22 protein-coding genes are annotated in these 24756 nt (G+C 70.8%); 6 read left to right on the top strand and 16 right to left on the bottom strand.

Annotated features, from left to right (window positions below; translation table 11 throughout):
* Window positions 1-54: 54 nt before the first annotated feature.
* Entirely contained in the window at window positions 55-1941 is a 1887-nt protein-coding gene (locus ACIBQ1_RS45920) for an ABC transporter ATP-binding protein (protein ID WP_397287459.1), read from the top strand.
* On the opposite strand, the gene ACIBQ1_RS45915 is transcribed toward ACIBQ1_RS45920, so the two are convergent.
* Entirely contained in the window at window positions 1913-2797 is an 885-nt protein-coding gene (locus tag ACIBQ1_RS45915; protein ID WP_397287457.1) for a sulfotransferase family protein, read from the bottom strand. The two genes, ACIBQ1_RS45920 and ACIBQ1_RS45915, sit on opposite strands and share 29 nt — an antisense overlap.
* 58 nt (window positions 2798-2855) lie before the next feature.
* Here ACIBQ1_RS45915 and ACIBQ1_RS45910 point away from each other — a divergent pair, with 58 nt between their 5' ends.
* On the top strand, window positions 2856-3749 hold the full coding sequence (locus tag ACIBQ1_RS45910; protein WP_397287455.1) for an LD-carboxypeptidase: 894 nt from the start codon (window positions 2856-2858) through the stop codon (window positions 3747-3749).
* A 33-nt stretch (window positions 3750-3782) separates the two neighbouring features.
* Window positions 3783-4652 carry a hypothetical protein gene (locus tag ACIBQ1_RS45905; protein ID WP_397287453.1) on the top strand — a complete coding sequence of 290 codons (870 nt, stop codon included), beginning with the start codon at window positions 3783-3785 and terminating at the stop codon, window positions 4650-4652.
* A gap of 29 nt (window positions 4653-4681) precedes the next feature.
* On the opposite strand, the gene ACIBQ1_RS45900 is transcribed toward ACIBQ1_RS45905, so the two are convergent.
* The 10 genes from ACIBQ1_RS45900 to ACIBQ1_RS45855 all read right to left on the bottom strand — a co-directional run bounded on the left by ACIBQ1_RS45900 (window position 4682) and on the right by ACIBQ1_RS45855 (window position 17233).
* Window positions 4682-6985 (bottom strand): ATP-binding cassette domain-containing protein, encoded by a 2304-nt coding sequence (locus tag ACIBQ1_RS45900; RefSeq protein ID WP_397287451.1) that lies wholly within the window; start codon window positions 6983-6985, stop codon window positions 4682-4684.
* Between the two features lie 113 nt (window positions 6986-7098).
* A complete protein-coding gene (locus ACIBQ1_RS45895; RefSeq protein WP_397287449.1) occupies window positions 7099-9681 on the bottom strand; it encodes a Tat pathway signal sequence domain protein in 2583 nt (860 codons plus the stop codon).
* The gene (locus ACIBQ1_RS45890; protein ID WP_397287447.1) at window positions 9678-10298 is read right to left on the bottom strand and encodes a rhamnogalacturonan acetylesterase; all 621 of its coding nucleotides are present in this window, start codon (window positions 10296-10298) and stop codon (window positions 9678-9680) included. Before ACIBQ1_RS45890 ends, ACIBQ1_RS45895 begins: the two co-directional genes overlap by 4 nt.
* The gene (locus tag ACIBQ1_RS45885) at window positions 10295-11194 is read right to left on the bottom strand and encodes a carbohydrate ABC transporter permease (protein WP_397287445.1); all 900 of its coding nucleotides are present in this window, start codon (window positions 11192-11194) and stop codon (window positions 10295-10297) included. Before ACIBQ1_RS45885 ends, ACIBQ1_RS45890 begins: the two co-directional genes overlap by 4 nt.
* Before the next feature lie 12 nt (window positions 11195-11206).
* The gene (locus ACIBQ1_RS45880) at window positions 11207-12178 is read right to left on the bottom strand and encodes an ABC transporter permease (protein ID WP_397287443.1); all 972 of its coding nucleotides are present in this window, start codon (window positions 12176-12178) and stop codon (window positions 11207-11209) included.
* Window positions 12179-12235: 57 nt separating this feature from the next.
* Complete coding sequence (locus tag ACIBQ1_RS45875) at window positions 12236-13669, bottom strand: extracellular solute-binding protein (protein ID WP_397287441.1); 1434 nt, start codon at window positions 13667-13669, stop codon at window positions 12236-12238.
* Between the two features lie 116 nt (window positions 13670-13785).
* Window positions 13786-14415, bottom strand: a complete 630-nt coding sequence (locus ACIBQ1_RS45870; protein ID WP_397287439.1) for a YesL family protein — start codon at window positions 14413-14415, stop codon at window positions 13786-13788.
* A 124-nt stretch (window positions 14416-14539) separates the two neighbouring features.
* The gene (locus ACIBQ1_RS45865) at window positions 14540-15196 is read right to left on the bottom strand and encodes a DUF1961 family protein (RefSeq protein ID WP_397287437.1); all 657 of its coding nucleotides are present in this window, start codon (window positions 15194-15196) and stop codon (window positions 14540-14542) included.
* 149 nt (window positions 15197-15345) lie between these two features.
* Window positions 15346-16365 (bottom strand): LacI family DNA-binding transcriptional regulator, encoded by a 1020-nt coding sequence (locus ACIBQ1_RS45860; RefSeq protein WP_397287435.1) that lies wholly within the window; start codon window positions 16363-16365, stop codon window positions 15346-15348.
* A gap of 280 nt (window positions 16366-16645) precedes the next feature.
* Entirely contained in the window at window positions 16646-17233 is a 588-nt protein-coding gene (locus tag ACIBQ1_RS45855; protein ID WP_397287433.1) for a TetR/AcrR family transcriptional regulator, read from the bottom strand.
* A gap of 86 nt (window positions 17234-17319) precedes the next feature.
* Here ACIBQ1_RS45855 and ACIBQ1_RS45850 point away from each other — a divergent pair, with 86 nt between their 5' ends.
* Window positions 17320-18141, top strand: a complete 822-nt coding sequence (locus ACIBQ1_RS45850; RefSeq protein ID WP_397287431.1) for an NAD(P)H-binding protein — start codon at window positions 17320-17322, stop codon at window positions 18139-18141.
* Between the two features lie 135 nt (window positions 18142-18276).
* Here ACIBQ1_RS45850 and ACIBQ1_RS45845 read toward each other — a convergent pair whose 3' ends face one another.
* Complete coding sequence (locus ACIBQ1_RS45845) at window positions 18277-18933, bottom strand: acVLRF1 family peptidyl-tRNA hydrolase (protein ID WP_397287429.1); 657 nt, start codon at window positions 18931-18933, stop codon at window positions 18277-18279.
* 126 nt (window positions 18934-19059) lie between these two features.
* Here ACIBQ1_RS45845 and ACIBQ1_RS45840 point away from each other — a divergent pair, with 126 nt between their 5' ends.
* Both ACIBQ1_RS45840 and ACIBQ1_RS45835 read left to right on the top strand, forming a co-directional pair.
* On the top strand, window positions 19060-20079 hold the full coding sequence (locus ACIBQ1_RS45840) for an EAL domain-containing protein (protein ID WP_397287427.1): 1020 nt from the start codon (window positions 19060-19062) through the stop codon (window positions 20077-20079).
* A 37-nt stretch (window positions 20080-20116) separates the two neighbouring features.
* Window positions 20117-21394: an aminotransferase class V-fold PLP-dependent enzyme gene (locus tag ACIBQ1_RS45835; protein WP_397287425.1), complete on the top strand. Its 1278-nt coding sequence runs from the start codon at window positions 20117-20119 to the stop codon at window positions 21392-21394.
* Here ACIBQ1_RS45835 and ACIBQ1_RS45830 read toward each other — a convergent pair whose 3' ends face one another.
* The 4 genes from ACIBQ1_RS45830 to ACIBQ1_RS45815 are packed head-to-tail and all read right to left on the bottom strand — an operon-like array spanning window position 21395 to window position 24748.
* Window positions 21395-22000: a response regulator gene (locus tag ACIBQ1_RS45830; RefSeq protein ID WP_397287423.1), complete on the bottom strand. Its 606-nt coding sequence runs from the start codon at window positions 21998-22000 to the stop codon at window positions 21395-21397.
* The gene (locus tag ACIBQ1_RS45825) at window positions 21997-23133 is read right to left on the bottom strand and encodes a sensor histidine kinase (RefSeq protein WP_397287421.1); all 1137 of its coding nucleotides are present in this window, start codon (window positions 23131-23133) and stop codon (window positions 21997-21999) included. Before ACIBQ1_RS45825 ends, ACIBQ1_RS45830 begins: the two co-directional genes overlap by 4 nt.
* Complete coding sequence (locus ACIBQ1_RS45820) at window positions 23130-23864, bottom strand: ABC transporter permease (protein ID WP_397287419.1); 735 nt, start codon at window positions 23862-23864, stop codon at window positions 23130-23132. The genes ACIBQ1_RS45825 and ACIBQ1_RS45820 overlap by 4 nt, the downstream gene beginning before the upstream one ends.
* Window positions 23864-24748, bottom strand: coding sequence for an ABC transporter ATP-binding protein (locus tag ACIBQ1_RS45815; RefSeq protein WP_397287417.1), 885 nt, complete (start codon window positions 24746-24748; stop codon window positions 23864-23866). The genes ACIBQ1_RS45820 and ACIBQ1_RS45815 overlap by 1 nt, the downstream gene beginning before the upstream one ends.
* Window positions 24749-24756: the final 8 nt, after the last annotated feature.

Raw genomic sequence — 24756 nt, 5'->3', positions numbered from 1 at the left:
ATCGCCGGGCGCGGTGGCGGTGCTCTCTCCCCTGGAGGAGGAGGGATCCCCCGTATGGCGATGATGGGAGGGGGCTTCGGCCCCAACGTGATGGCGTCCCTGCGGCGCGACGGCTCGGTGGCCAAGCAGCGGCTGCGGCCCGGCACCGTGCGGCGCATCGCGCGCTACGCCGGGCCCTACAGGACGCACATTGCCGCGTTCCTGCTGCTCGTCGTGGCGGGCGCGGTCATCGTGATCGCCAACCCGCTGCTGATGAAGGCGATCATCGACGACGGCATCCTGGCCAGGCGGCCGGGCGTCGTGGTCGGGCTGGCGGTGACGATCGCCGCGCTGGCGCTGGTCGATGCCGGGCTGACGCTGGTGCAGCGGTGGTTCTCGGCGCGCATCGGCGAAGGGCTGATCTACGACCTGCGCACCGAGGTGTTCGACCACGTGCAGCGCATGCCGGTGGCGTTCTTCATGCGGGCCCAGACCGGCGCGCTGGTCAGCAGGCTCAACACCGACGTGATCGGCGCGCAGCGGGCGCTGACGAGCACGCTGTCGTCCGTGGTCTCCAACGTGGTCAGCCTGGTCCTGGTGCTGGGCGCGATGCTGGCGCTGTCGTGGCAGGTGACGCTGGTCGCGCTGGTGCTGCTGCCGATCTTCGTCGTGCCCGCCAAGTTCGTCGGGCGGCGCATGTCGGCGCTGACCCGCGAGCAGATGCAGCTCGACGCCGAGATGAGCTCCGTGACCACCGAGCGGTTCAACGTGGCGGGCGCCATGGTGGCCAAGCTCTACGGCCGCCCGGAGGACGACGCGGAGGTGTTCGGCCGCCGCGCCGCCCGGGTGCGCGACGTGGGCGTGACGGTCGGCATGTACGGCACCGTCTTCAGGGTCGCGCTCGGGCTGGTCGCCGCGCTGGCCACCGCCCTGGTGTACGGCATCGGCGGCGTCCTGGCGGTGTCCGGCGTCTTCGAGCTGGGCACGCTGGTCGCCCTGACGGCCCTCCTCATGCGCCTGTACGGCCCCCTCACGTCCCTGTCGAACGTGCACGTCGACGTGATGACCGCGCTCGTGAGCTTCGACCGGGTCTTCGAGATCCTCGACCTCAAGCCCATGGTGGCCGAGCGGCCCGGCGCCGAGCCGGTCCCCGACGGGCCGGTGACGATCGAGTTCGACGACGTGCGCTTCCGCTACCCGGCCGCCGAGGAGGTCTCGCTGGCCTCGCTGGAGTCGGTCGCCAGGCAGGACACCGGCCCCTCCTACCCCGTGCTCAAGGGCATCTCGTTCACGGCCGCGCCGGGCCGGCTGGTCGCCCTCGTCGGCCACTCGGGCGCGGGCAAGACGACCATCACGTCACTGGTGTCCCGCCTGTACGACGTCAACGAGGGCGCGGTCCGCGTCAACGGGCTCGACGTGCGCGACGCCACCCTCGACTCCCTGCGCGACACTGTCGGAGTGGTCATGCAGGACGCTCATCTCTTCCATGACACGATCGGGGCCAACCTCCGCTATGCCAGGCCGGAGGCGAGCGACGAGGAGATCTGGGAGGCTCTCAGGGCCGCGCAGATCGGCGACCTCGTGGAGGGCCTGCCCGAGCGGCTCGAGACCGTCGTGGGCGACCGCGGCCACCGGCTGTCGGGCGGCGAGAAGCAGCGCCTCGCGCTGGCCCGGCTGCTGCTCAAGGCGCCGCGCGTGGTCGTGCTCGACGAGGCCACCGCCCACCTCGACTCGGAGTCCGAGGCGGCCGTGCAGGTGGCGCTGAAGAGGGCGCTGGAGGGCCGCACCTCGCTGGTGATCGCGCACCGGCTCTCGACGATCAGGGAGGCCGACGAGATCCTGGTGATCCACGAGGGCCGCATCGCCGAGCGCGGACGGCACGAGGAGCTGCTGGCCCGCGGCGGGCTCTACGCGGAGCTCTACCGCACCCAGTTCACTTCTTCAGATAGCCCAGGCGATTGAGCTCCTCCCTGGCCACCTTCTCCACCAGCTCCAGGTCGTGCCCCCTGAGCTTGGCGCGCCAGGCGCCGACCTTGGGGACACCGGTGTCGTACAGGACGACCTTCGACACCCGCGTCTCGAGGAACTCCGCGAGCGTGGCGACCGAGGGGGCCGGCTTGGCCAGCAGGTCCTCGTAGCGCAGCGTCAGGAGCTGCTCCTCGGGCAGCGTCCTGCGCAGCTCGGCGCTCATGCGCACGGCGCTGCGCCAGCGCAGGGCGCTCTTGCCCGCCGCCGACATGCCCTTCCACCGTTCGAGGTGCTCGTCCTTGTTGACGCCGAGGAACGCGTTGGGGAACTCGGTCTGCTCCGACAACATCGCCGGCTTGAACCAGGCCAGGCACGCCGGATCGTCGAGCATGCCGGCCACCACGTCCCTGCCGTCGCGGATGAGCTGCACGAACCGCGCGTCGGGGAACGCCTGGAGCAGCACGGGCGCGCTGTAGAGCAGATCGGGGCTGCCGTCGCCGAACCTGGTGATGTCGCCGGCCGCCACGCAGGGACCGGTCCCTGTGACGCCGCCCGCCTCGCGGCACGACTCGGCGCACTGGCCGCACGAGCGCGGCAGCACCTGCCACGACTCGGCGAGCGCGTCGCGCATGACGCGTACGGCGCCGGAGGTCTGCCCGATGGACGGCTTGCGGGCGAAGGCATACACCACGTGCGCCACGCTCGCGCGGCCCATCGTCACGTGGAAGCCGGGAGATCGTTTCAGGGCGCGGGCCAGCAGGTCCGTACCGGAATGCGGCGCTCCGATCAGGAAGACCGGCCGGCGGACCTTGATGCCGTTGACCACGAGGATGTGGGGCGGAAGTCGCATACGAGAGGTAAGTGTGACACCGTTTGCCACGTGTACGAGCCAAACGAGGAGTTGCTCCATGCGACCTGGTGACACCGTCGCGGTCGTCTCGCCTTCGGGGCCGCCGAACGCGGTGCTGCTCAGGCGGGGCGTGGAACGACTGGAGGGCCTCGGGCTGAAGGTGCTGGTGGGCGCGCACGCGCTCGACCGCCAGCCGCTCGACTACCTGGCGGGCAGCGATGCCGCCCGGGCCGCCGACCTGCAGTCGGCCTGGTGCGACCCGGCCGTCTCCGGGGTGTTCTGCTGCCGGGGCGGGTACGGCGCCGGCCGGCTCCTCGACCTGCTCGACTGGAACGCCATGCGGATGGCCGGCCCCAAGGTGCTGCTGGGGTCGAGCGACATCACGGCGCTGCACAACGCGTTCGCCATCGAGCTGGGCGTGCCCACGCTGCACGGGCCGATGCCGGCCTGCGACCTGCTGGCCGACGAGAAGCGGCCCGAGCCGCGCACGTGGGAGAGCCTGCAGGCGGCGCTGTTCGGGGCGGCCCAGCCCGTCCGTGGCGACCGGGTGCTGGCGCCGGGGCGGGCCGAGGGCGTGCTCGCCGGGGGCAACCTGTCGCTGCTGGCCTCGATGTGCGGCACCCGGTGGCAGCCGTCGTTCGCGGGCAGGCTCGCCTTCCTGGAGGACATCGGGGAGGAGCCGTACCGGATCGACCGCATGCTCACCCAGCTCCTGCAGGCGGGGGCGTTCGACGGGGTGCGCGGGATCGCGCTCGGCTCGTGGGTCGACTGCGGCGACCCGTACCCGGTGCTCCAGGACCGGCTCGGGAGGCTCGGGGTGCCCGTACTGGCGGGGCTTCCGGTGGGCCACGGGACGCCACAGATGAGCCTGTGGCTGGGGAGACTTGGGGTTATCGATACCGAATCGTGCTCCCTAGCGGGCATCGTCAGTGATGAGGGACAGGCAAGGTAGGAGGGACAAATCCGACAGAAAGGGACACGGCGCGTGAGCTTGTTCAAGCGTGACCGTCGGCCCCCGCGCCGGCCGGTTGAGGACGTCGATCTCGACTCGCTGCTCTCGCTCGTCGCGGAATCCCTCGGATACTCCTTCGAGTTCGCCCGGGACGGCGGCTCCGTGACGCTCAGGGGCGACATGGAGCTGGTCGTCCGGCTCACCGGGCTGCGCCGCGAGGCGGGCCGCCGGGCCAGGGAGGACTGGCCCATGCTGGTCTCCGAGCACCTCGCGCACGCCGTGGCCACCGCCGGCGAGCGGCTGGACGTGTGCGACCTGGAGCAGGCCCGGCCGCTGCTGCGGACCCGCGTGGACGCCGTGGACGCGGTGCACGACCTGACCCGCGTGGTGGGCCGCCACCTCAACGCCGACCTGGTGGAGCTGCTGTTCGCGGGCTCCCGCCCCGTGCGGCCCGAGCAGGCCGGATGCTGGCCCGTGGCCACCGCGAAGGCGCTCGACCTGGCCGTCGCCAACGTCCGCCGCGAGGGGCGGCTGGAGGTGGAGAGCATCCTGCTGTCCGGCACGCCGGTGACGCGGCTGACCGCCATGACCCCGGCGGCCGCCACGCACCTGCGGTGGCTCGGCGAATACCTCCCCGTGCCCTCCGACGGGGTGCTCGTGGTGCTGCCCGACCCGTACACGCTGATCGTGCACCCGGTGGACGGGATCGGCGTCGTGCGCGCCATCGAGCGGCTGCGGGTGCACGCGGCGCGCACGGACGGGCTCAGCTCGCAGGTGTACTGGTGGAACGAGGGGCGGCTGACGCACATCAGGGCCGACATCGTCACCCAGCAGGGGCAGACGAGGCTCGTGGTGGCGCCGCCGCCGGAGTTCGCCCGCGTCCTGGCCCGCCTGGCCGTCTGAGGGCCCGGCGGGTCCAGGAGCGGACGCGGTCACGGCCTGGAGACGTAGTCCCGCAGGTGGATCGCGGTGAGCGAGGTGCCGTCGGCGACCAGTTCGCCGGGGGTGCCGGAGAAGACGACCTGGCCGCCGTCGTGGCCGGCCCCAGGGCCCAGGTCGATGATCCAGTCGGCGTGCGCCATCACGGCCTGGTGGTGCTCGATCACGATGACCGTGTTGCCGTCCTCCACCAGGCGGTCGAGCAGGCCCAGGAGCTGGTCCACGTCCGCCAGGTGCAGGCCCGTGGTGGGCTCGTCCAGCACGTACGTGGTGCCGGTTTTGGCCATGTTGATGGCCAGCTTGAGCCGCTGCCGCTCGCCGCCCGACAGCGTGGTGAGCGGCTGGCCCAGGCCCACGTAGCCGAGCCCGACGGCCACCAGGCGGTCGAGGATCGTGCGGGCCTGCCGCTCGGTCAGGAAGTCGCGGGCCTCGGCCACCGGCATGTCGAGCACCTCGCCGATGTTCCTGCCGCGCAGCGTGTACGTCAGCACCTCCTGCGTGAACCGCCGGCCCTCGCACTTCTCGCACACCGACGCCACACCGGCCATCATGGCCAGGTCGGTGTAGATCAGGCCGATGCCCTTGCAGGCCGGGCAGGCGCCCTCGGAGTTGGCGCTGAACAGGCCGGGCTTGACGCCGTTGGCCTTGGCGAACGCGGTGCGGATCGGGTCGAGCAGCCCGGTGTAGGTGGCCGGGTTGCTGCGGCGCGAGCCGCGGATCGGCGACTGGTCGGCCACGACCACGCCGTCTCCGCCGGCGACGTACCCGTGGATGAGGGAGCTCTTGCCCGACCCGGCCACGCCGGTGACCACGGTCAGCACGCCGAGCGGGATCTCCACGCTGACGTCCTTGAGGTTGTGCAGCGTGGCGCCCGCGACGGGCAGGAAGCCGGTCGGCTTGCGGACGTCCTCGCGCAGCCGCACCCGGTGGTCGAGGTAGCGGCCGGTCAGCGTGCCGGAGGCGCGCAGCCCGTCGAGGTCGCCGTCGTAGCACAGGCTCCCGCCCGCCGTGCCCGCGCCGGGGCCGAGGTCCACCACGTGGTCGGCGATGGCGATCGTCTCCGGCTTGTGCTCGACGACGAGCACCGTGTTGCCCTTGTCGCGGAGCTGGATCAGCAGGTTGTTCATGCGCTGGATGTCGTGCGGGTGCAGCCCGGCCGTGGGCTCGTCGAAGACGTACGTGACGTCGGTGAGGCTGGAGTTGAGGTGGCGCACCATCTTGACCCGCTGGGCCTCGCCGCCGGACAGCGTGGAGGACTCGCGGTCGAGGCTCAGGTAGCCGAGGCCGATCTCGACGAGGGATTCGAGCGTCGAGCGCAGCCCGTCCAGCACGGGGCCGACGGCGGGGTTGTCGATGCCGCGGACGAAGTCGGCCAGGTCGTTGATCTGCATGGCGGCGCACTCGGCGATGTTGCGGCCGGCGATCCGGGCGGACCTGGCGGCCTCGTTGAGCCGGCAGCCGCCGCAGGACGGGCAGACGGTGAGCTTGAGCGCCCGGTCCGCGAACGCCCGCGCCGAGGGCTGCATCGACTCGCGGTCCTTGCCCAGCAGGCTGCGCCTGACCTTGCTCGCCAGGCCCTCGTAGGTGAAGTTGCTGGAGCCGTACTTGAGCTTGGTGGCGGGCTTGTGCAGGAAGTCCTCCCACTGCTCGGGAGTGAAGTCCGCCAGCTTGACGGCCGGGTCGAACAGCCCGGACCCGGCGATGACCTGCCACTGCCAGGTGTCCACCGCGTAGCCGGGGACCTTGATCGCTCCTTCGTCGAGCGACAGCTCGCGGTCGACCAGCGCGTCGATGTCGAGGGTGGACGCCTTGCCCAGCCCCTCGCACTCGGGGCACATGCCCTCGGCCAGGTTGAAGCTGAAGGCGCCGGCCCCGCCGACATAGGGCTCGCCGACGCGGCTGAACATGATCCGCAGCATGGTGTGGGCGTCGGTGGCCGTGCCCACGGTGGAACGGGCGTTGGCGCCCATCCGCTCCTGGTCGACGATGATGGCCGCGCTCAGGTTGCGCAGCGCGTCCACGTCGGGGCGGGACAGGCTCGGCATGAAGGACTGGATGAACGTCGCGTACGTCTCGTCGATCAGCCGGCGCGACTCGGCGGCGATCGTGTCGAAGACGAGCGAGGACTTGCCGGAGCCGGACACCCCGGTGAAGACGGTCAGGCGGCGCTTGGGGACGTCGAGGGAGACGCCCTTGAGGTTGTTCTCGCGCGCGCCGCGGACCTGGATGAGGTCGTGGCTGTCGGCGGCGGTGTGATCGCGGTGCTGGTCGGCGCTGACCTGGCGGCTGGAAACCACGGAACCCTTCCAACGTCGGATTTATTGCCAAATAGGGAAAGCCGGGACAGCGTACAGCGCCGTCCCGACATTTCCAGGGCTCCGCACAGCGTACCGTACGCCATACGGTTCAGTTACGACTCCTTCAGGTGCTCCCCGATCAGGGCGAGGTTGTGGATGGCGGCCAGGCCGTACTGGGCGGCGCCGTTGGTGCTCACGAAGGGCGCCTCGCGCACCGGGGACAGCACGTGCGGCCCGTCCACCTGAGTCAGGCGCCAGTCCTTCTCCCGCTGCATCGGGTTGCTGTTGAGCTGGTCCCCCTCGTCCAGGGAGAACTTGCGCCACGCCCAGGCGGCCAGGCCGGCGTCGCCCGTGCGGGCGGCCGCGTACGCGGTGAGCCTGCTGTGCGCCTGGATCAGCGAGATCCCGCTCAGCCGCTCCCCCACCTCCGCCTCCTGCTGCTCGGGCGGCGCGAGGTAGAGCCGGCAGTACCGCAGCCACGCCTGCTCGAACCCGGGCACGTCCAGGTCGAGCGCGATCAGCTCCGCGCACATCTCCGGCAGCCCGAACAGCGACGACAGGTGCGACACGGAGATCTTGTCCCGGGCGGTGTCGAAGCGCCCGGTCGCCAGGTCCAGCCGCCCCTCGCCGGTCAGGAAGCCGTTCGGCAGCGCGCCGATGTCGGCCATCGTGCCCAGCAACCGGTCTCTGGCCCGCTCGTCGCCGTGCCGCTCCCACCGGGTCAGCCACGCGGCCGCGAGCGATCCCCAGTCGGTGCCGAGGCCGACCGACAGCGCCGACGGGTCCGGCGTGTAGACGTCCTCGCGCACCTTGCGCTGGGGATCGATGACGGTGAACGTCTCCTCGGGGACGCTCAGCTCGTCCATCAGGTCGCCCGTGCGCTCGTCGGCGGTCAGGTAGTAGTAGAAGCGCCGGTAGGCGGCGTTGGAGATGCGCAGCTGCTTGCAGCTGCACCCCCAGTGCTGCACGTTGTGCCTGCTGCCCAGGCCCTTCCAGCGGCCCGCGTGGTAGACGTCGACGTCGCCGGTGTGGCGGGTCATCGACTCCGCGAAGCGGAAGACGTCCGGCCGGCCCGTGCGCAGATACTGCAGCCACAGCCACAGGTCGGGCGAGAGCTCGGAGTTGTCCCAGGCGTAGCCGCCCACGTCGTAGCGCCAGGTGTGGCGGTCCGGGTCGTAGGTGTGCATCACGTCGCCGTAGTCCCAGAACCCGTACCACCTGCGCTGCTCGCGCTCGCGCACGTACAGGTCGAACAGGAAGTCCAGCCGGTCCTCGATCTCGGCGTGGGCGGGCGTCGAGCGGTCGGGCAGCTCCCAGACGCCGAAGACGCCCGCCTCGCGCATCCGCTCGGGGGTCACGGCCAGCAGGCCCGGCTGGTTCATGGCGGTCGCGTGCCGGGACAGGTCCTGCGCGGACGGCGTGGCCTCGTAGGCGCGCAGGACCAGCTCGTGCGTGCGCGCCACGCCGTGGGCGTCGCCGAAGCCGGGCTCGTAGTCCTCGTAGGTGACCTCCAGGCCCTCCAGCTGCTCGGCGAAGGTGTCCTGGCCCATGCCGTCGTGGTAGAAGCGCAGGTCCATGGCCGGGGCGGACGGCGACCACAGCCAGGCGGTCACGGTGGCCAGGTCGGTGGCCGCGTTCCTGACGTCGAGGCGGGTGGGGTGCAGGCGCCAGAAGTCGCGCAGCCCGAAGCCCAGGCCGCCGCCGGTGCCGCCGACGTAGCCGTAGCCGGCCGAGCGGGTGCCCGAGGGGATCGTCACCCAGGAGTGGCCCTCGGCGGTGCGCTTGCGCAGGGTGAAGCCGTCGGCGGAGCTCTGGTCGAGCGTGTAGTCGTTCCAGGTGGGGATGAGGTGCAACCGGTTGGCGACCTCGGGGGCGATCTCGCCGGCCGGCCTGCCCTCGACCTGCGCCCGCCGTACGGACTCGCCGGGGTCGCGGCGCAGCCCGGTCAGCCCGCGCACCGCCTCGGTGAGGAAGCCGCCGCTGCCGGCCAGGCGAACGTGCCGGTCGTGCGGCTCGTCCCGCATGACCACGTCGGCGCGCAGGCCGAGCCCGGCCAGGAAGTCGCGCTCGGGGTCGCCGTCCCAGACGAACGTGTGCATGATCCGCGCCTGCTCGGCGCCCGCGTGGAAGTACAGGCGCACGGTGAACGGCAGCCAGTCGCCGTGCCTGCCCTCCAGCCGGACGACCGCGCGCACGGGCCCGTCCTGCTCGACCGTGACCTTCTCGACCTGCCCCGTGGTCTCCGAACGGGCCACCGGGCCGCCCTCGTCGGGCGTGGGCTCGCTCTGGCGGAGGCTGACCAGGCGCACGTCCCTGGCGATCTCGCGGCTCCCGCGCGAGATCGAGCGGGCCAGCGTGCCGCCGGACTCCTCGATCGTCCAGGTGACCACGCCGGTGCTCACGGTCAGCACGCCGCCCTCGCGGGCGACGGTGACGGGGGCGGCCGCCGCGGCGGGCTCGCGCCCGGGCTCGATCCGGTACGACAGCTCCGCGGGCCGCGCGCCGATCGCGTGGGCTGACCACTTGACCGAGCCGTCGGGCCAGGTGGCGGTCACCCAGGTCTGCACGGGCACCTCGCGGCCCTCCGGGTCGGCCAGCGCGAACGGCGCGCCTGGCTCGACCGCGCCGCGCGGCCACGGAACCCCCCAGGTCACCCCCTGCTCCCCCGGTCGGTCCAGCCAGCGCAGTGCCGTCATCGGATCTCCCTCAGTCGTTCGGCGACGATCGCGGCCACCTCGTCGGCGCCGCGGAAGCTGAAGTGGGTGTCGTCCGCCACCCCGTCGGGGTAGAGCGGGTGCTCCCCCGGTTTGAAGTGCGTGAACAGGCTTCTGGAGCCGTCGGGGCCGTACCGCTCGTACAGCTCGGTGGTGGCGGCGGTCAGGTCGATCAGCGGCACGCCCTCGGCGGCGGCCAGCGCCCGCACCCGGTCGGGGTAGTCCCCGTGCGTCGGCACCAGCCGCCCGCCTTCGAACCTGCGCCGCTGCACCGGCGTGCACAGCACCGCCGTCGCGCCCGCCCCGCGTGCCTCCTCGACGAAGGCGCGCAGGTTGTCCTGGTACGGGATCGCGGGATCCTTCTGGTCGTTGTGCCCGAACTGGATCACCACCAGGTCTCCGGGCACGACCTCCCGCAGCAGCGCCGCCCACAGCCCTTCCGCCTGATGACTGGCGGTGGTGGCGCCGCCCTTGGCGAAGTTGCGCACGGGCTCGCCCGCGTACGCGCCGAGCTGCGCCCCCCACCCGGACATGGGCGCCTCCCAGGCCGGGCACGAGGCGACCGTCGAGTCACCGGCCAGCAGGATGGCGCGGCTCACTCCTTGACGCCCCCGATCAGGACACCCTTCGCGAAGTGCTTCTGCAGGAACGGGTAGAAGAGCAGGATCGGCAGCGTCGCGATCACCACGACCGCGAACTTCAGGCCCTGCTCCGGCGGCACGAACGTCCTGTCCATGTTCGCCAGCGCGTCGGCCTGGTCAGCGCTGGTCAGCTGGCGCACCAGGATCTGCAGCGTCCATTTGCTGGGATCGCTGATGTACAGCAGCGGCGACATGTAGTCGTTCCAGATGCTCACCGCGTAGAACAACGAGAACGTCGCGATGATCGGCTTCGACAGCGGCAGGACGATCTTGAAGAAGACGCCCATCTCGTTGCAGCCGTCAATGCGCGCCGCCTCCTCCAGCGCCTGCGGCAGCTCCTGGAAGAAGCTCTTCACGATGATCAGGTAGAACGGGTTGATCGCCAGCGGCAGGATCAGCGCCCAGTAGCTGTCCAGCAGCCCCATGTCGCGCACCACCAGGTAGGTGGGGATCATGCCGCCGGAGAAGACCAGCGTGAAGATCACCAGGTTGAGCACCAGCGTCCGGCCCGGCAGGTACCGCTTGGCCAGCGGATACGCCATGGTGAATGTCAGCACCAGCTGCACCACCGTGCCGACCGCCGTCACGACGATGGTCGTGAGCAGGGCGCGGATGAAGGTGGGGGTGGAGAAGATGAACGTGTACGTGTCCGTGATGAACTTCTCCGGCCACAGGAAGAACGGCCGCGCGGCGATCTCCGACTCGCTCGCGAAGGACCCCGCCAGCACGTACAGCAGCGGCAGCACCGTGACCAGCGCCAGGCCGATGAGCACGGCGACGTTGATCACGTCGAACACCCGGCTGGCCACGGTGCTGTATTCCGTGTTCAGCTTCTTGTGCTTCATGCTGTTCATATCCAGGGCCCCCTAGAGCAGTCCACGCTGGCCGAGGCGCTTGGCCAGCCAGTTGGAGCCGAAGATCAGGATGCAGCCGACGACGCCCTTGAACAGGCCGACGGCGGTGGAGTAGCTGATGGCGCCCTGGGTGATACCGGTGTAGTAGACGTAGGTGTCGAACACGTCCGCCACCGAGCGGTTCAGCGAGGTGGTCATGAGCCAGATCTGCTCGAAGCCCGTGTCGAGCAGGTTGCCCGAGGTGAGGATGGCCATGACGACGATCGTGGGGCGGATCGCGGGCAGCGTGACGTGCCAGAGCTGGCGGAAGCGGCCGGCGCCGTCCATGCGTGCGGCCTCGTACAACTGCGGGTCCACACCGGCCAGCGCGGCCAGGTAGATGATCGTGCCCCAGCCGGTCAGCTTCCACATCTGCTGCAGGATGATCAGCGGCCGGAACCACTCCTCCTGCGCCACGTAGTCGATCTTCGCGGTGTCGCCGAGTATGTCGCGCAGCCATCCGGAGAGCACCCCGTAGTCGGCCGAGAACAGCAGATACGTCAGCGACGCGACGATCGTCCAGGACAGGAAGTGCGGGATGTACATCACCGACTGGACCGAACGCTTGAGCACGTTGATCCGCAACTCGTTCAGCAGCAGCGCGACGACGATCGGCGCGGGGAAGATGAAGACCACGGTCAGGAGCGCCAGGAACAGCGTGTTGAACATCAGCCGGCCGAAGTCCGGCCCGGTGAACAGATCCTGGAAGTGCTGGAAGCCCACCCAGGGACTGCCGGAGTAGCCGAGGAACGGCAGGAAGTCCTGGAAGGCGATGGTGATGCCGTACATCGGCAGGTACTTGAAGATCGCGAAGTAGACGACGCCCGGAAGGAGCATCAGGTAGAGCCAGCGGTATCGCGCCAGGGACGCGCCCAATCCCGGCCTCCGGCGTCGGCCGGGCTTGCTCGCCGCCCTCGCGGGAGGCGGCGCCAGGTCGGTGGCCACAACGGCCTCCTTTCATGTGAGGGGCCCGGGCACGACGGCCCGGGCCCCTCAGGCGGATCAGTTGGTGCCGAGCTTGGAGACCAGGTCGTTGATCTCGGTGGCGACCTGCGTGCCGCCGGCGTCGTACCAGCGCTTGATCTCGCCCTTCAGCTGCTCTTCGGTCATCTCACCCGACAGGTACTTGATCCGGGCGTCGGGGATGATGTCGTCGAGCTGCGCGCCCTTGGCGACGGCCGTGGGTGAGACCACGGGCAGCGCCGGGTTGAACACGGCCGTCTTGAGGTCCTCGTTCATCAGGTCGAGGCCCAGCTTGATGATGTCCTTGTACGGCTGGCCGGACGGCGTGCGCGCGTAGGCGAGGCCGCCGTACGTCGTGTCGCCCTTGAAGCCGAGCTGGGTGAAGGCCTGGTCGACGTTGTCCTGGACGACCCGGACCGCGGGGTCGGTCTCGTTGATCAGCGCGGCGGTGTCGCCCTCGGCCTTGAAGTTGCGCCCCTCGATGCCGTTCTGGACCAGGACCTGGCCCTCCTTCGTCCCCAGCTTGTCCAGGACCTTCAGCAGGTTGTCGAGGTCCTGCTCGGTCCGCACGTTCTGCTTGGAGATCGCGATGGCGTCGTTGTAGCCGGTGAACGGCAGGGAGAACTTCTTGCCGTCGGAGCGCTTGAGGTTGCCGACCATGGCGACCTTGTCACCGTAGTCCTTGTCGCCGTCGTCCCTGAACTTGTCGAGCAGCGCCCTGGAGCGGACGTTCACGTCGATGATGATGCCGCCCTTGCCCTGGAAGAACGGATCGTCCCACTTGGCCGTGTCGTAGCTGGCGAAGTCCGGGTTGACCAGGCCCTCGTCGATCATCTTCTTCAGGAACTTGTTGGCCTCGAGGAACTCGGGGGTGTCGAAGCCGGGGACCAGCTTGCCGTCGCGCTCGCCCCAGCCGTTCGGGGCGCCGAACCAGGTCTCCAGCGTGTCATAGGGACTGGAGCTGGCGTACTTGCCCGGCCACTTCGGGATGATCAGGCCGTAGGTGTCCTTCTTGCCGTTGCCGTCGGGGTCCTTCTCGGCGAACGCCTTGGCGATGGTGTAGAGGTCGTCGACGGTCTCGGGCAGCTTCAGGTCGAGCTTCTCCAGCCAGTCCTTGCGGATCATGACTGCCGAACGCAGCATGGGCCGCATCCGGGGGATGGAGTAGGACTTGCCGTTGATGGAGGCGTTGAGCACGCGGCGCTCGTCCGTCGGCTTCAGGTTCGGGTACTTGTCCAGCTTGTCGGTCAGGTCCCAGAACGCCCCGGCCTGCGCGGCCTTGACGAACGCCGGGCCGTGCGGGTCCACGACCATGAGCTGCGGCACGTTGCCCGAAGCCAGCGTGACGTTGACCTTGTCGGCGTACTCGGCGTTGGGAACCCAGGTGATCTGGAGCTTCTTGCCGAGGAACTTCTCGACCGCCTGCTGCATCTCTCCCTTCGGGTCGGGCGCGGCGCCGAACAGCTTGGTCATGATGGTCAGCGTGTTCGGATCGCTGGCGGGCGCGTCACCGCCTGAGCAGGCCGAGGCGGTGAGTGCAGCCGTGAGCGTTAACACACCGGCGAGAAGCCGGCGACGACGGGATGCGCTCATGAGTTCCCTTTCGAATGCAGGCGCGCCTCGTTCTCCTCGAAGAAGCGCTGGCAGAGCCACGTGTTGAGATAGATCCACGCGCCGAAGCTGATCACCGGCGCGAGGATGGGCGCCGCCGAGGTCGCGTAGGCGATGGCTGAGAGCGCTAGCAGCAGCAGCACGGACGAAGCCGGACGCAGGAGCGCTAGCTGCGCCGCCTTGGGCCAGTAGGCCCGAAGCGGCAGGTCATAGTGCGTGTACAACGGCCCCACGTACGCCCCCACACCCGCAAGTGCGATGAGCGCCACGAAGGTCGCGATCCGCAACGCTCCCATGCTGGGCCCGAGAGCGGAGAGGTAAAGATAGTTGCCGACCAGGACGGTGGCCAGCGCCGCCACGGGCAGGACCAGCAGCGAGCCCCGGACGAACTCCCGTCGGTAGACGGTCCAGAATTCGGCCCAGGCATGAAACGATTCATTGCGAGCCCGCCGCCGAGCCAGCGTGTACGCGGCGACGGTGGCGGGCCCCAGCCCGCCGATCACGCCTCCAGCGAGCGTGAAGACGATCCACATCAGGTTCAGCTGGACCGCCCAGATGAGCTCTGAGCAGGCAGCTTGAATCCTGATAGACATGGCGGGATGGTTCATCCGGCACCACCTCTCGTGGCATGTGCACGGATACGGGGGTGGGGTTGTTGCACCGCGATTCCTGCCCCGTTACAAGCCAGTGAACGGCGGGTTGGTGCGAAATTAGTGTTGAATCGACTCAAAGTCAATGACGAGACACCCGGAGATTTGCGTACTCTCCGATCAGCGGCGCCATCTGCCGAAACCCGATCTTGCCTCCGGCCAGGGCGGGACCGCCGATCGAGCCGTCGTCCGCCCATCGGAACGAGACCAAATCGTTGACCGAGAACGTGATCGTCCCGGCCTTGATCTCGAGGCGGATCGCGTACGGGCCCTCGGCGTCCAGCACCGCGGGGAGCGGGTCGGGGCCCTGCGCGACCAGGTGGAAGCCGTGGCTCTTGCGCAGGTTGCAGGTGTGCAGGGCGCGCTCCGAGGCCCACATGCGGCGGAAATAGGAGACGTGGTAGGCGTCGATGTCGCCGTGGTGATACTGGTCATAGGGGCCGGTGCGCGTGGCCAGGCCCGGGTCGAACAGGTCCTCGCCGGTCCTGCCGCGGGCATGGAAGAACATGATGGCCAGGCCGGGCTCCCGCACGGGCCAGAAGTCCCACTCGATCCGCACGTCGGCGGGGAACTCCTCGGGACACCACAGGACCAGGTTGGCCGCCTGGCCGTCCGAGGGCGGTCTGAGGCTCTCCAGGCGCAGGCGTCCCTGGGGGAACGAGGTGGCGCCGTCCCCCTCCAGGCGGAAGCCTGCCAGGTCATCGGGGGTGGCCAGGGGGTTTGTGTAGAGCTCGGTCAAGAGGGCTCCTTCCGGTTGTCACAGCCCGCCGCAGGTCACGCCGGGCACGTGGCGACTGTGCCGCCCATGCCGGACGGACCCCACGGGCACGCGGCGCGCAGCCGCCGATGAATCGGTTCACGGGGCTCCGGCGCGGGGGGGAATGGAGGTCAGGCGCTGCGGTCCAGCGCGCTCGACTCCCGGACCACCAGGTCCGGCTGGAAGATGACCTGCCGATGCCGATGCTGCTCCGGCTCGGCGACCTCCTCCAGCAGCAGGTCGATCGCCGTACGTCCGAGCAGCTCACGCGGCTGCCGGATCGACGACAGCGGCACCGCGGCCGCCGCGGCGAAGTCGATGTCGTCGTACCCGATGATGGCCAGGTCCTCGGGCACGCGTAGTCCGTGCGTGGCCATCGCCTGTAAGAAGCCCAGCGCCATCATGTCGTTCGCGCAGAACGCCGCCGTCGGCCGCTCGTCGGCGGGCAGCGCGGCGATGCGCTCCCCGACGGCCCGGCCCTCGGCGACGGTCAGCGTGGGAGAGATGGAGGTGAGCAGCTCGACCGCGCCGTCGGCCGCGGCGACGGCGCTGCTGATGCCCGCGTGCCGGTCGGCCACCTGTCTTATGGACGTCGGTCCCCCGACGAACAGGATCCGCCGATGCCCCCGCTCGATCAGGTGGGCGCCGGCGATCTGCCCGCCGAGCCGGTCGTCGACCGCCACCGAGCACTGCAGGCCGGTCGCGGGGCTGTCGACCAGCACCACGGGCGTGCCCCGGGCGGCCAGCTCCTCCAGCCAGGGGCTCTCCATCTCCACGGGGGTGATCAGTATGCCCATGACCCGCTGCTGTTCGAGCTGGTCGAGGTGGCGGCGCTCGCGGCCGGGGTCGCCGGCGCTGTTGCAGAGCACCACCATCGAATCGTGGCCGTCGGCCACCGACTCGGCACCCTGGGCCACGTCCACGAAGAACGGGTTGGACACGTCGAGCACGACGAGGCCGACCGTACGGCTGCGGCCCACTCGCAGGTGGCGGGCCACTTCATTACGGACGAAGCCCAGTTTCTTGATCGCTTCGAAGACGCGTTCGCGTGTGGCGGGGGACACGATCTCCGGGCGGTTGAGCACATTGCTCACCGTGCCCACCGAGACGCGCGCCAGCTGCGCGACCTCCTTGATGTTCCTGGTCGCCATCGATCCTCACGAGGCCGTGCTGCTTGAACTGCATAATCCGCTACTTGGCAGTGGTCCGCCGGACGCGGCCCACCGAAGGTGCACAAACCGCAGCCTGCGGCGGCCCGCCGTGACGCGGCCCACCGTAGCTGCGCGCTACCGCCGCCTGCGGCGATCCGCTGGACGCGGTACGCCGTGGGCGCAGAGACAACGGATGAACCGCCGATGGCGGTCACCGTGAACTTCTCGCATCATAGCGGCATTCAAGATTCTTTTGAATCGTCTCAAACTCTCAAACCGGTCACGGGGCCACGTGAGCGGACGGCGTGGCCGCGCCGGTCTTCATCCCGTCGAGCATCAGGTGCAGGTATCGGACCGGCCTGGACGCCACCGGCTCGGGCAGCCGGCCGGGGTGGCAGGCGAAGACGTTCAGCAGGTGGATCAGGTCGTCCACGCCGACGTCCGTGCGCATCGAGCCCTCGGCCTGCGCCCGGCGTACGAGCGCGTCGAACCGCTCCACCCACCTCGCCCGCGCCCGCGCGAACTCCTCCCGGCCCGTGATCACCTCATCGGGCAGCACGGCCAGCGCGGTGGCCAGCGCGGCACGGCCCGGCTCCGCCGCCCAGGTGACGAAGTCCCAGATCGCGCTCCAGGCGTCGGAGGCGCTCGACGCGGCGAGGTCGAGCGCGTCCGCCATCGTGTGCACGTAGTGGTCACCGACGGCCGCGATCAGCGCGTTGCGGTCGGGGAAGCGCCGGTAGAGCGTGCCGACGCCGACTCCGGCCCGCTTGGCGACGGCCTCCATGGGCGCGTCCACGCCGCGCTCGGCCATGATCTCGGCCGCCGCCTCGACGATCTTGTCCAGGTTCCGCCTGGCGTCTGCGCGCACGTACGACCCCCAAGTGGACGATTCGATTCCGGTTAGTGTAGCGTCCGGGCAACCGGAATCTCATCGTCCGCTTAGGGAGGCCAGCAATGATCGTGGTAACCGGTGCCACCGGCTCCATCGGCCGGGCGCTCGTCGAGCGCCTGCGCGGTCACGACGTCCTCGCCGTCGTCCGCGGACTCGCCGACGACCTGGGCTGCGACCACGCCCTCGCCGACTTCGACGAGCCCGGGACGATCGGCGCGCTGCTGTCACCGGGCGACCGGCTGTTCCTGAACAGCTCGCTCTGGCCCGGCTTCGCCGACGCCCACCGCGCCGTGATCGACCTGGCCGCCCGCGCGGGCGTGGCCCAGGTGGTGACGGTGTCCGTACGGGGCGCCACGCCGGGCGCGAAACTGGGCGGCGGGATGCACGGCGAGGTCGACGCCCACCTCAGGAGGTCGGGCCTGCCCTGGTCGATCCTGCAACCGACCGGCTTCATGCAGAACCTGCCGCGCGAGGTGCGCGACGGACGCTTCTACGGCTCGTACGGGCCCAGGCCGGTCAACTACATCGACACGAGGGACATCGCGGAAGTGGCCGCCGCCCTCCTCACCCGCCCGGTCGGACCGGACGCCGACCACGTGCTCACGGGCCCGGAGTCACTGTCGCACGACCAGATCGCCGAGGAGATCAGCGCCGTCCTCGGCCGCCCGATCCGCTACGTGGACCTGCCCGTTCCCGAGATGGCCGCCCACCTCGAACGCCAGGGCATCCCTCAACCGCTGGCCGGCGACCTGGCCGAGCTGATGGCCTCGACCGGGGACGGCCGCTGGTCCACGACCACGACGACGGTCGAGGACCTCACGGGCCACCGGCCCCGTCCCCTGTCCACCTTCCTCACCGACCACAAGCCCGCCTTCACCCCCTGACCGCACCCACGCCACCATCTCCCGTGATCGCAGCGCCGGCCCGATGGCGCACCGCGGGGCTGGGGGCACGGGGCGGGAGATGGACGCGTGGGCGCGGGGCTCGGGCGCGATACAGAGCGCGAGCAAGGGCGCAGGTCAGGGTGGGTCGATGATCCTGATGCGGGTCGCGCGGAACGACGCCGGCGTGTCCCGGAGCACCGCCAGCCGGGGGTCCGGCACCACCAGGAACGGCTCGGTCTCCAGCGCCAGCAGCGACGCCAGCCGCCGATCCCCCCGCAGGGCGTCCACGGCCCGGCGATCCCCGCCCAGCACCACCCCGTCCAACTCCCCCAGGTACGGCGTCAGCACCCGCACCGCCGTCTCCACCGCGTCGTCGAACGCCTGCGCCGCCTGGTTGCTCCGCCGCCTGGCGAAGCGATGCTGCGACCACCCGCCCGCCGCCGTACGCCCCTGCACCAGCCGCGACCCCACCTTGGACGCCACCAGCGAAGACCCGGAGAAGACCCCCGCCGCGTACCCCCCGAGCCGCACCAGGAACACCCCCACCTGCCGCGCCGCCCGGGCGTGGACGACGAGCCGGGTGACGTGCGGCGGCCCCGGCGGCGTCATGGGCGGGAACGGCACGTGCAGCTCGGCCAGGGCCCCGTCGTCGGCGAGCAGCCGCACCACCCGCTCGTCACCGGACGCCGTGAAGGGCCCGTGACGCCCCGCGAACCCGTCGATCCACGGATGCAGCCGCTCCGGCGGCACCGTGACCCACCGGCCGCCACCCCTCGCCGGACGCGCACCCATGCCGGAAGGCTAACCGAATGAGATTCCCCGCGGCCAAGCCGCCGCTCCCCGGATGGAAAACGAAATGTCGGTAAATTTTGCTGCCTGGGCCTTCAGCCACGCCCGTGACTCCACCACCATTCGTACGTGTCCTCCCTGCTCACCAGCCCCATAGTGGATCTCGACACCGGGGCAGCCATCGCCCACCCGGCCGTCGTCGACTCCGCGGGCACGCTCAAGGCGGCCCCCCTGCCGATGGTGCTGGAGCTGCCTGTCAGGGTCGTTCTGGCGGGCGCGGGTGCCCTGGCGCCCCTGCACGAGGCGCTCCGAAGGGCGGGCAGGCATCCCCGTGAGGCGATCGTGCTGCTCACTGGACCGTGCCAGGAACAGGACCGGCCGCTGCTCAAGGTCGGGCTCGACAGCCTGCGCACGATCGGCTACCTTCTCGGCTTCGCCGACGTGGGGACCAGTGGCGCGGCCCTGGCACTGATCGCGGACGCGAGCCCGTACCTGCTGGCCCTCGACCCCGAGACGGTCACCCGCGTCCCGGGCGACCATCGCGCGACCGCGGTGGTGCGGTCGGTGGTGACGCTGGCCCGCGGCATCGGCGCCCACGTGCTGGCCCCCGGCGTCGAGCGCGAGCCGCAGGCCGCGGTGGCCCGCGGGCTCGGCGTGCGGCTGGCGCACGGCCCGCTGCTCGCACCCGGCCCCGACGGCAAGATACGGGTGCCGCTCCCCGTCACCGACGAGCCGGCCTCCGTCATGCTCGGCCCGCGCGTCCAGGAACTGCTGATCCCGGCGGTGACGCTGCCCGCGGAGGCCAAGGCGGAGGACGCGGTGGCGGCGTTCGGGCAGGAGCCGACGATCACCAGCGTGATCCTGGTGGACGAGTTCCAGCGGCCCAAGGGCAGCCTCGACCGCAGCCGGTTCCTGCTGTCGTTCGCGGCCCGCTACGGGCACGCGCTGCACGGTTCGAAGCCGGCGCAGCGGCTGGCCGACCCGCCCCGTACGGTGCCGCGGACCACCCCGGCTATCGCGGCCATGCAGGCGGCGGGCCGGGACTCGGCCCGCGTCTACGACGATCTGGTGGTCACCGACGAGATGAACCGCTGCCTCGGCATCGTGCGCGTCTCCGACCTCATCAGGCAGGTCAGCGCGATCAGGTGAGGGAACGCCGCCGCCTGGATAGGAAGTAGCCATGCGGGTGGACAGGAGAACCCTGCTCGGAGCGGGGATGCTGGCGGGGCTGACGAGCGCGTGCACAACCAGTACGCCTGCGGTGAAGCCGAAGTTCGACCCCGGCGACTGGGCGTCCGTGCGGGCCCAGTTCGCGCTGGACCCGGCCTACGGACAGTTCGCGGCGTTCGTGCTGGCGCCCGCCCCGGCCCAGGTACGGGAGGTGATCGCGAAGCACCGCGACGCCCTGGACGCCGACCCCGAGTACACGCCGCCCGGTGCCCAGTCGCCCGACCGGACGGTACGCGAGGCGGCGGCCCGCTACCTGGGCGCCAGGGCGGAGGAGATCGCGCTGACCGACAGCACCACCATGGGCCTGGCCCTGCTCTACTCCGGCCTCAGGCTGCGCTCCGGCCAGGACGTGCTGACCACCGAGCACGACTTCCTCGCCACCCATGAGGGGCTGCGGCTGCTGGCCGAGCGCACGGGCGCGAAGGTGCGCAAGGTCAGGCTGTACGACGACCCGGCCCGCGCGGACGCCGGCCGGATGGTGGCGGCGGTCAAGGCCGGCCTCGGCCCGCGTACCAGGGTGGTCGCGCTCACCTGGGTGCATTCGAGCACCGGCGTGCGCGTGCCCGTCCGCGCCATCGCCGACATGCTCGCCGAGGCGAACAAGGGCCGCGCCGAGCACGACAGGGCGCTGTTGTGCGTGGACGGCGTGCACGGGTTCGGCGCGATGGCCGACGGCCCCGGCGACCTGGGCTGCGACTTCCTGGCCAGCGGCACGCACAAGTGGCTGTTCGGGCCGCGCGGCACCGGCATCGTGTGGGGCAGGGCCTGGGACGCGCTCTCCCCGATCATCGCCAGCTTCAGCGGGGCGTCGTTCCAGGCGTGGCAGGGCGGCGGGTCTCCGGGGGCGAGCACGGCGGAGCTGGTCACGCCGGGCGGTTTCAAGGCGTTCGAGCACCGGTGGGCGATGCCGCAGGCGTTCGCCTTCATGACGGCGATCGGCAAGGACCGGGTCCAGCGGCGCACGCAGGAGCTGGCCACCCGCCTCAAGGACGGGCTGGCCGGGATCCCGCGCGTCACGCTGGCCACGCCGCGGGCGCCCGAGCTGTCGGCGGGCCTCGTGTGCTGCTCGATCGAGGGGATGGCGCCCATGGAGGCCGTCGACCGGCTGCACGCGAGCAAGGTGGTCGCGAGCGTGACGCCGTACGATCCGCCGCTGCTGCGGTTCGGCACCAGCATCGTGACCACCCCCGAGCAGGTGGACCAGGCGGTCAAGGCGGTGGCCGGGCTCACCTAACTAGAGCCAGCCCTGGGCCTTGGCGCGCTGCACCGCCTCGATGCGGTTGCGGGCGTGGGTCTTCTGGATGGCCGAGGACAGGTAGTTGCGCACGGTCCCCTCCGACAGGTGGAGCTTGCCGGCGATGTCGCCGATCGTGGAGCCGTCCACCGCCGCCTCCAGCACGTCCCGCTCCCGCGCCGACAGCGGGTTCGGCCCGGCGCTGAGGGCCGCCGCCGCGAGCCCGGGGTCGATCACCCGTTCCCCCGCGTGCACCCGCCGGATGGCCGCCGCCAGCTCCCTGGCCGGGCTGTCCTTCACCAGGAACGCCGAGGCCCCCGCCTCCATGGCGGTACGCAGGTAACCGGGCCGCCCGAACGTGGTCAGGATCATCACCCGGCACCCGGGCACCTGCTGGGTGATCCTCGCGCAGGCCGCGAGCCCGTCCATGCCGGGCATCTCGATGTCCAGCAGCGCGATGTCGGGCCGGACCTTGACGGCGACCGCGAGCGCCTCCTCCCCGTCGGCGGCCTCGCCGGCCACCTCGATGTCGGGCTCCAGGCCCAGCAGGGACGCCAGCGCGCCGCGTATCATGCCCTGGTCCTCCGCCAGCATCACGCGGATCACGCGCACGCCTCCGTCGGCACCAGCACCCGCAGCCGGTGTCCGCCGCCCGGGGCGGGGCCCGCCTCGACGGTGCCACCCGCGCCGGCCACCCGTTCGTTGAGGCCGCGCAGCCCGCTGCCCATCTCGTACGGCCCCTCGCCGCCCGTTCCGTTGTCCATGATCTCCAGGGTGGCGTGTCCGCCGTCGAACGTCACCTTGATCTCGCACCGGGTGGCCCGCGAGTGGCGCACGACGTTGGTGGTGCCCTCGCGTACGGACCAGCCGAACAGCCCGTCGAGCATCCCGGGCAGCGGCGTGCCCGAGATCCGCACCTCGGCCGCCACGCCCGCCGCCCGTAACACGGCCCTGGCGTTGTCGAGCTCCTCGGGCAGGCTGCGCCGGCGGTAGCCGGTGACGGCCTCGCGCACCTCCACCAGCGCCTTCCTGGCGACGGTCTCGATGTCGGAGATCTCCTTGTGCACGTGCGGCGCGTCCTCGGACAGCCGCCCGGCCAGCTCGCTCTTGAGCACGATCAGCGACAGGCTGTGCCCGAGCAGGTCGTGCAGGTCGCGGGCGATGCGCAGCCGCTCCTCCGTGGCCGCCAGCCGGGCCATCTCGTCCTGGGCCAGGCGCAGCTTGACGGTCAGCGCCCTGGTGTTGCGCACGCTGATGAACAGCACGCCGAGCGTCACCACCTGCAGGCCCAGCACGATGATCGTGTCGGCGCCGTCGTGGTTGACCAGGCCGGCGCCGACGACGACGGCCAGGTTGGCGACGACGGCGAAGACGGCCCACACAGGCGGCAGCGTGAACCCGTACAGCACGACGGTGTAGACCGGCAGGCTCAGCCAGGAGCCGCCGAAGACGGTGGCGCCCACCACGCCCAGCACGCTGGTCACCCCGAGCAGCGGGTAGGTCAGCGGGCTCTGCTCGAACATGCTCTTGTTGGCCACGACCGTCGCGATGAAGGACGCGAGGAAGGCGAAGAGCAGCACCCCCGCCCACACCGCCCGGGCCCCCGTCAGGGTGCCGCCGAGGATGTCGGTGATGGGGAAGACCAGGTAGACCAGGCCCACGGAGATGCCGATCAGCCGCCGCCTGCGCGACGGCCGGCCCTCGGCGTCCCCGAAGGTGATCTTCTCCGCGAAGCTCATGACCGTACGGTAGCCCGCCGGTAGAGGAAGACGGCGGCGGCCCCCAGCACGATCCCCCAGCCGGCCACGACCAGGACGTCCGTCATGGGCAGGCCGTGACCGGCGACGAGGCTCTGGCCGAGCCTGGCGTAGTGGAACGACGGGGTGACGTCCGCGACCGTGCGCAGGGTGTCGCCGAGCACCTCGGGCGGGAACCACAGCCCGCCGGCGATCGCCAGCACGAACATACAGATCATCGCGGCCGGCTGGGCGGCGTCGGCGGAGAGCACGGACCCGATGGCCAGGCCCAGGGCGACGAACGGCAGCACGCCGAGCCAGAGCGCGAGCAGCAGCTCCGCCCATGTGCCGAGCGACAGCGACACGTGCTGCTGCACCACGGCGGCCAGGCTCACCAGCACCAGCGATGGGAGCACGAGGACCATCGTGGCGGCGAGCTTGGTCACGATGATGGCCCAGCTCGGCAGCGGGGTGATCTGGAGCTGGCGCAGCCAGCCGGACTGCCGCTCGGTGGCCCACGGGACGGCCGAGCTCATCATGGACGAGGCCAGCGCCCCGTAGGCGGCCATCGACACCATCAGGATGACGCTGTACTTCACGCCGCCCGCGTCGGTCTGGTTGCCGTAGATGTTGGCGTTGATGAGGTAGAGCACGACGGGGAAGGCGACCACGAAGATCAGGTAGCGCCGGTTGCGCAGCATCCTCAGGGCCTCGGTCTTGGCGTAGTAGAGCATCAGGACTCCCGGGTGAGGGCGAGGAAGGCGGCTTCGAGGTCGGCGCCGGAGAGCTTCAGCTCGCGCACGTCGAGGGCGGTGTTCCGGTAGAGCGCGGCGAGGGTGGCGTCGGTGTCGGAGGTGTGCAGGGTGGCGACGCCGCGGGCGACCTCCACGGCGGTCACCCCGGGCAGCCGGTCGAGCCCGGCCGCGGGCTGCTCGCGCAGGGCGAAGCTGACGGTGTGGCCGCCGGCCCCGGCCTTGATCTCGGCGGCGGTGCCGTCGGCGGCCAGCTTGCCTCTGGCGATGACGATCACGCGGTCGGAGTGCTCGTCGGCCTCCTCCAGGTAGTGGGTGGCGAACAGCACGGTCCTGCCGCCGGAGGCGTAGTCGTGCATGCTGTCCCAGAACCGCAGCCTCGATTCCACGTCCATGGCCGCGGTCGGCTCGTCGAGCAGCAGGATCTTGGGCGCCCCCGCGATGGCCAGGGCGAACCTGACGCGCTGCGACTGGCCGCCGGACAGCTTGTTCGCCCGCCGGCCCGCGAGCTCGGACAGGTCGGCCAGCTTGAGGATCTCGTCCAGGGCGAGCGGGTTCGGGTAGAGGCGGCGTACGAGGTCGATGAGCTCCTTGACGGACAGCTCGGGGATGAGCGCGCCGTTCTGGAGCATGGCGCCCATCTCGCCGGCCCTGACGGCCTCGTCGGGGGTGCGGCCGTGCACGGTCACGGTGCCCGCGCTGGGCTTGAGCAGGCCGAGCAGCAGGTTGATGGAGGTGGATTTGCCGGCGCCGTTGGGGCCGAGCAGCGCCACGGTCTTGCCGGGCTCGATGGCGAGGGAGAGATCGTCGACGGCAAGCACGTCCCCGTAGCGCTTGCTGACCTGGTCGAACACGATGGCGTTCATGAGAAGAA

Source organism: Nonomuraea sp. NPDC050153, from assembly GCF_044460125.1.
In the GTDB taxonomy this organism is placed as follows: domain Bacteria; phylum Actinomycetota; class Actinomycetes; order Streptosporangiales; family Streptosporangiaceae; genus Nonomuraea.
The sequence above is the reverse complement of the archived record's forward strand: the minus strand, read 5'-3'. Positions and strand labels throughout refer to the sequence as shown.

What these genes read in the sequence shown, in the direction of transcription:
- ACIBQ1_RS45860 (WP_397287435.1), bottom strand. Translation starts at nt 16,365, where the DNA reads ATGGCGACCAGGAACATCAAGGAGGTCGCGCAGCTGGCGCGCGTCTCG.
- ACIBQ1_RS45915 (WP_397287457.1), bottom strand. Translation starts at nt 2,797, where the DNA reads ATGCGACTTCCGCCCCACATCCTCGTGGTCAACGGCATCAAGGTCCGC.
- ACIBQ1_RS45870 (WP_397287439.1), bottom strand. Translation starts at nt 14,415, where the DNA reads ATGAACCATCCCGCCATGTCTATCAGGATTCAAGCTGCCTGCTCAGAG.
- ACIBQ1_RS45845 (WP_397287429.1), bottom strand. Translation starts at nt 18,933, where the DNA reads ATGGGTGCGCGTCCGGCGAGGGGTGGCGGCCGGTGGGTCACGGTGCCG.
- ACIBQ1_RS45850 (WP_397287431.1), top strand. Translation starts at nt 17,320, where the DNA reads ATGATCGTGGTAACCGGTGCCACCGGCTCCATCGGCCGGGCGCTCGTC.
- ACIBQ1_RS45920 (WP_397287459.1), top strand. Translation starts at nt 55, where the DNA reads ATGGCGATGATGGGAGGGGGCTTCGGCCCCAACGTGATGGCGTCCCTG.
- ACIBQ1_RS45815 (WP_397287417.1), bottom strand. Translation starts at nt 24,748, where the DNA reads ATGAACGCCATCGTGTTCGACCAGGTCAGCAAGCGCTACGGGGACGTG.
- ACIBQ1_RS45820 (WP_397287419.1), bottom strand. Translation starts at nt 23,864, where the DNA reads ATGCTCTACTACGCCAAGACCGAGGCCCTGAGGATGCTGCGCAACCGG.
- ACIBQ1_RS45875 (WP_397287441.1), bottom strand. Translation starts at nt 13,669, where the DNA reads ATGACCAAGCTGTTCGGCGCCGCGCCCGACCCGAAGGGAGAGATGCAG.
- ACIBQ1_RS45895 (WP_397287449.1), bottom strand. Translation starts at nt 9,681, where the DNA reads ATGACGGCACTGCGCTGGCTGGACCGACCGGGGGAGCAGGGGGTGACC.
- ACIBQ1_RS45825 (WP_397287421.1), bottom strand. Translation starts at nt 23,133, where the DNA reads ATGAGCTTCGCGGAGAAGATCACCTTCGGGGACGCCGAGGGCCGGCCG.
- ACIBQ1_RS45910 (WP_397287455.1), top strand. Translation starts at nt 2,856, where the DNA reads ATGCGACCTGGTGACACCGTCGCGGTCGTCTCGCCTTCGGGGCCGCCG.
- ACIBQ1_RS45885 (WP_397287445.1), bottom strand. Translation starts at nt 11,194, where the DNA reads ATGAACAGCATGAAGCACAAGAAGCTGAACACGGAATACAGCACCGTG.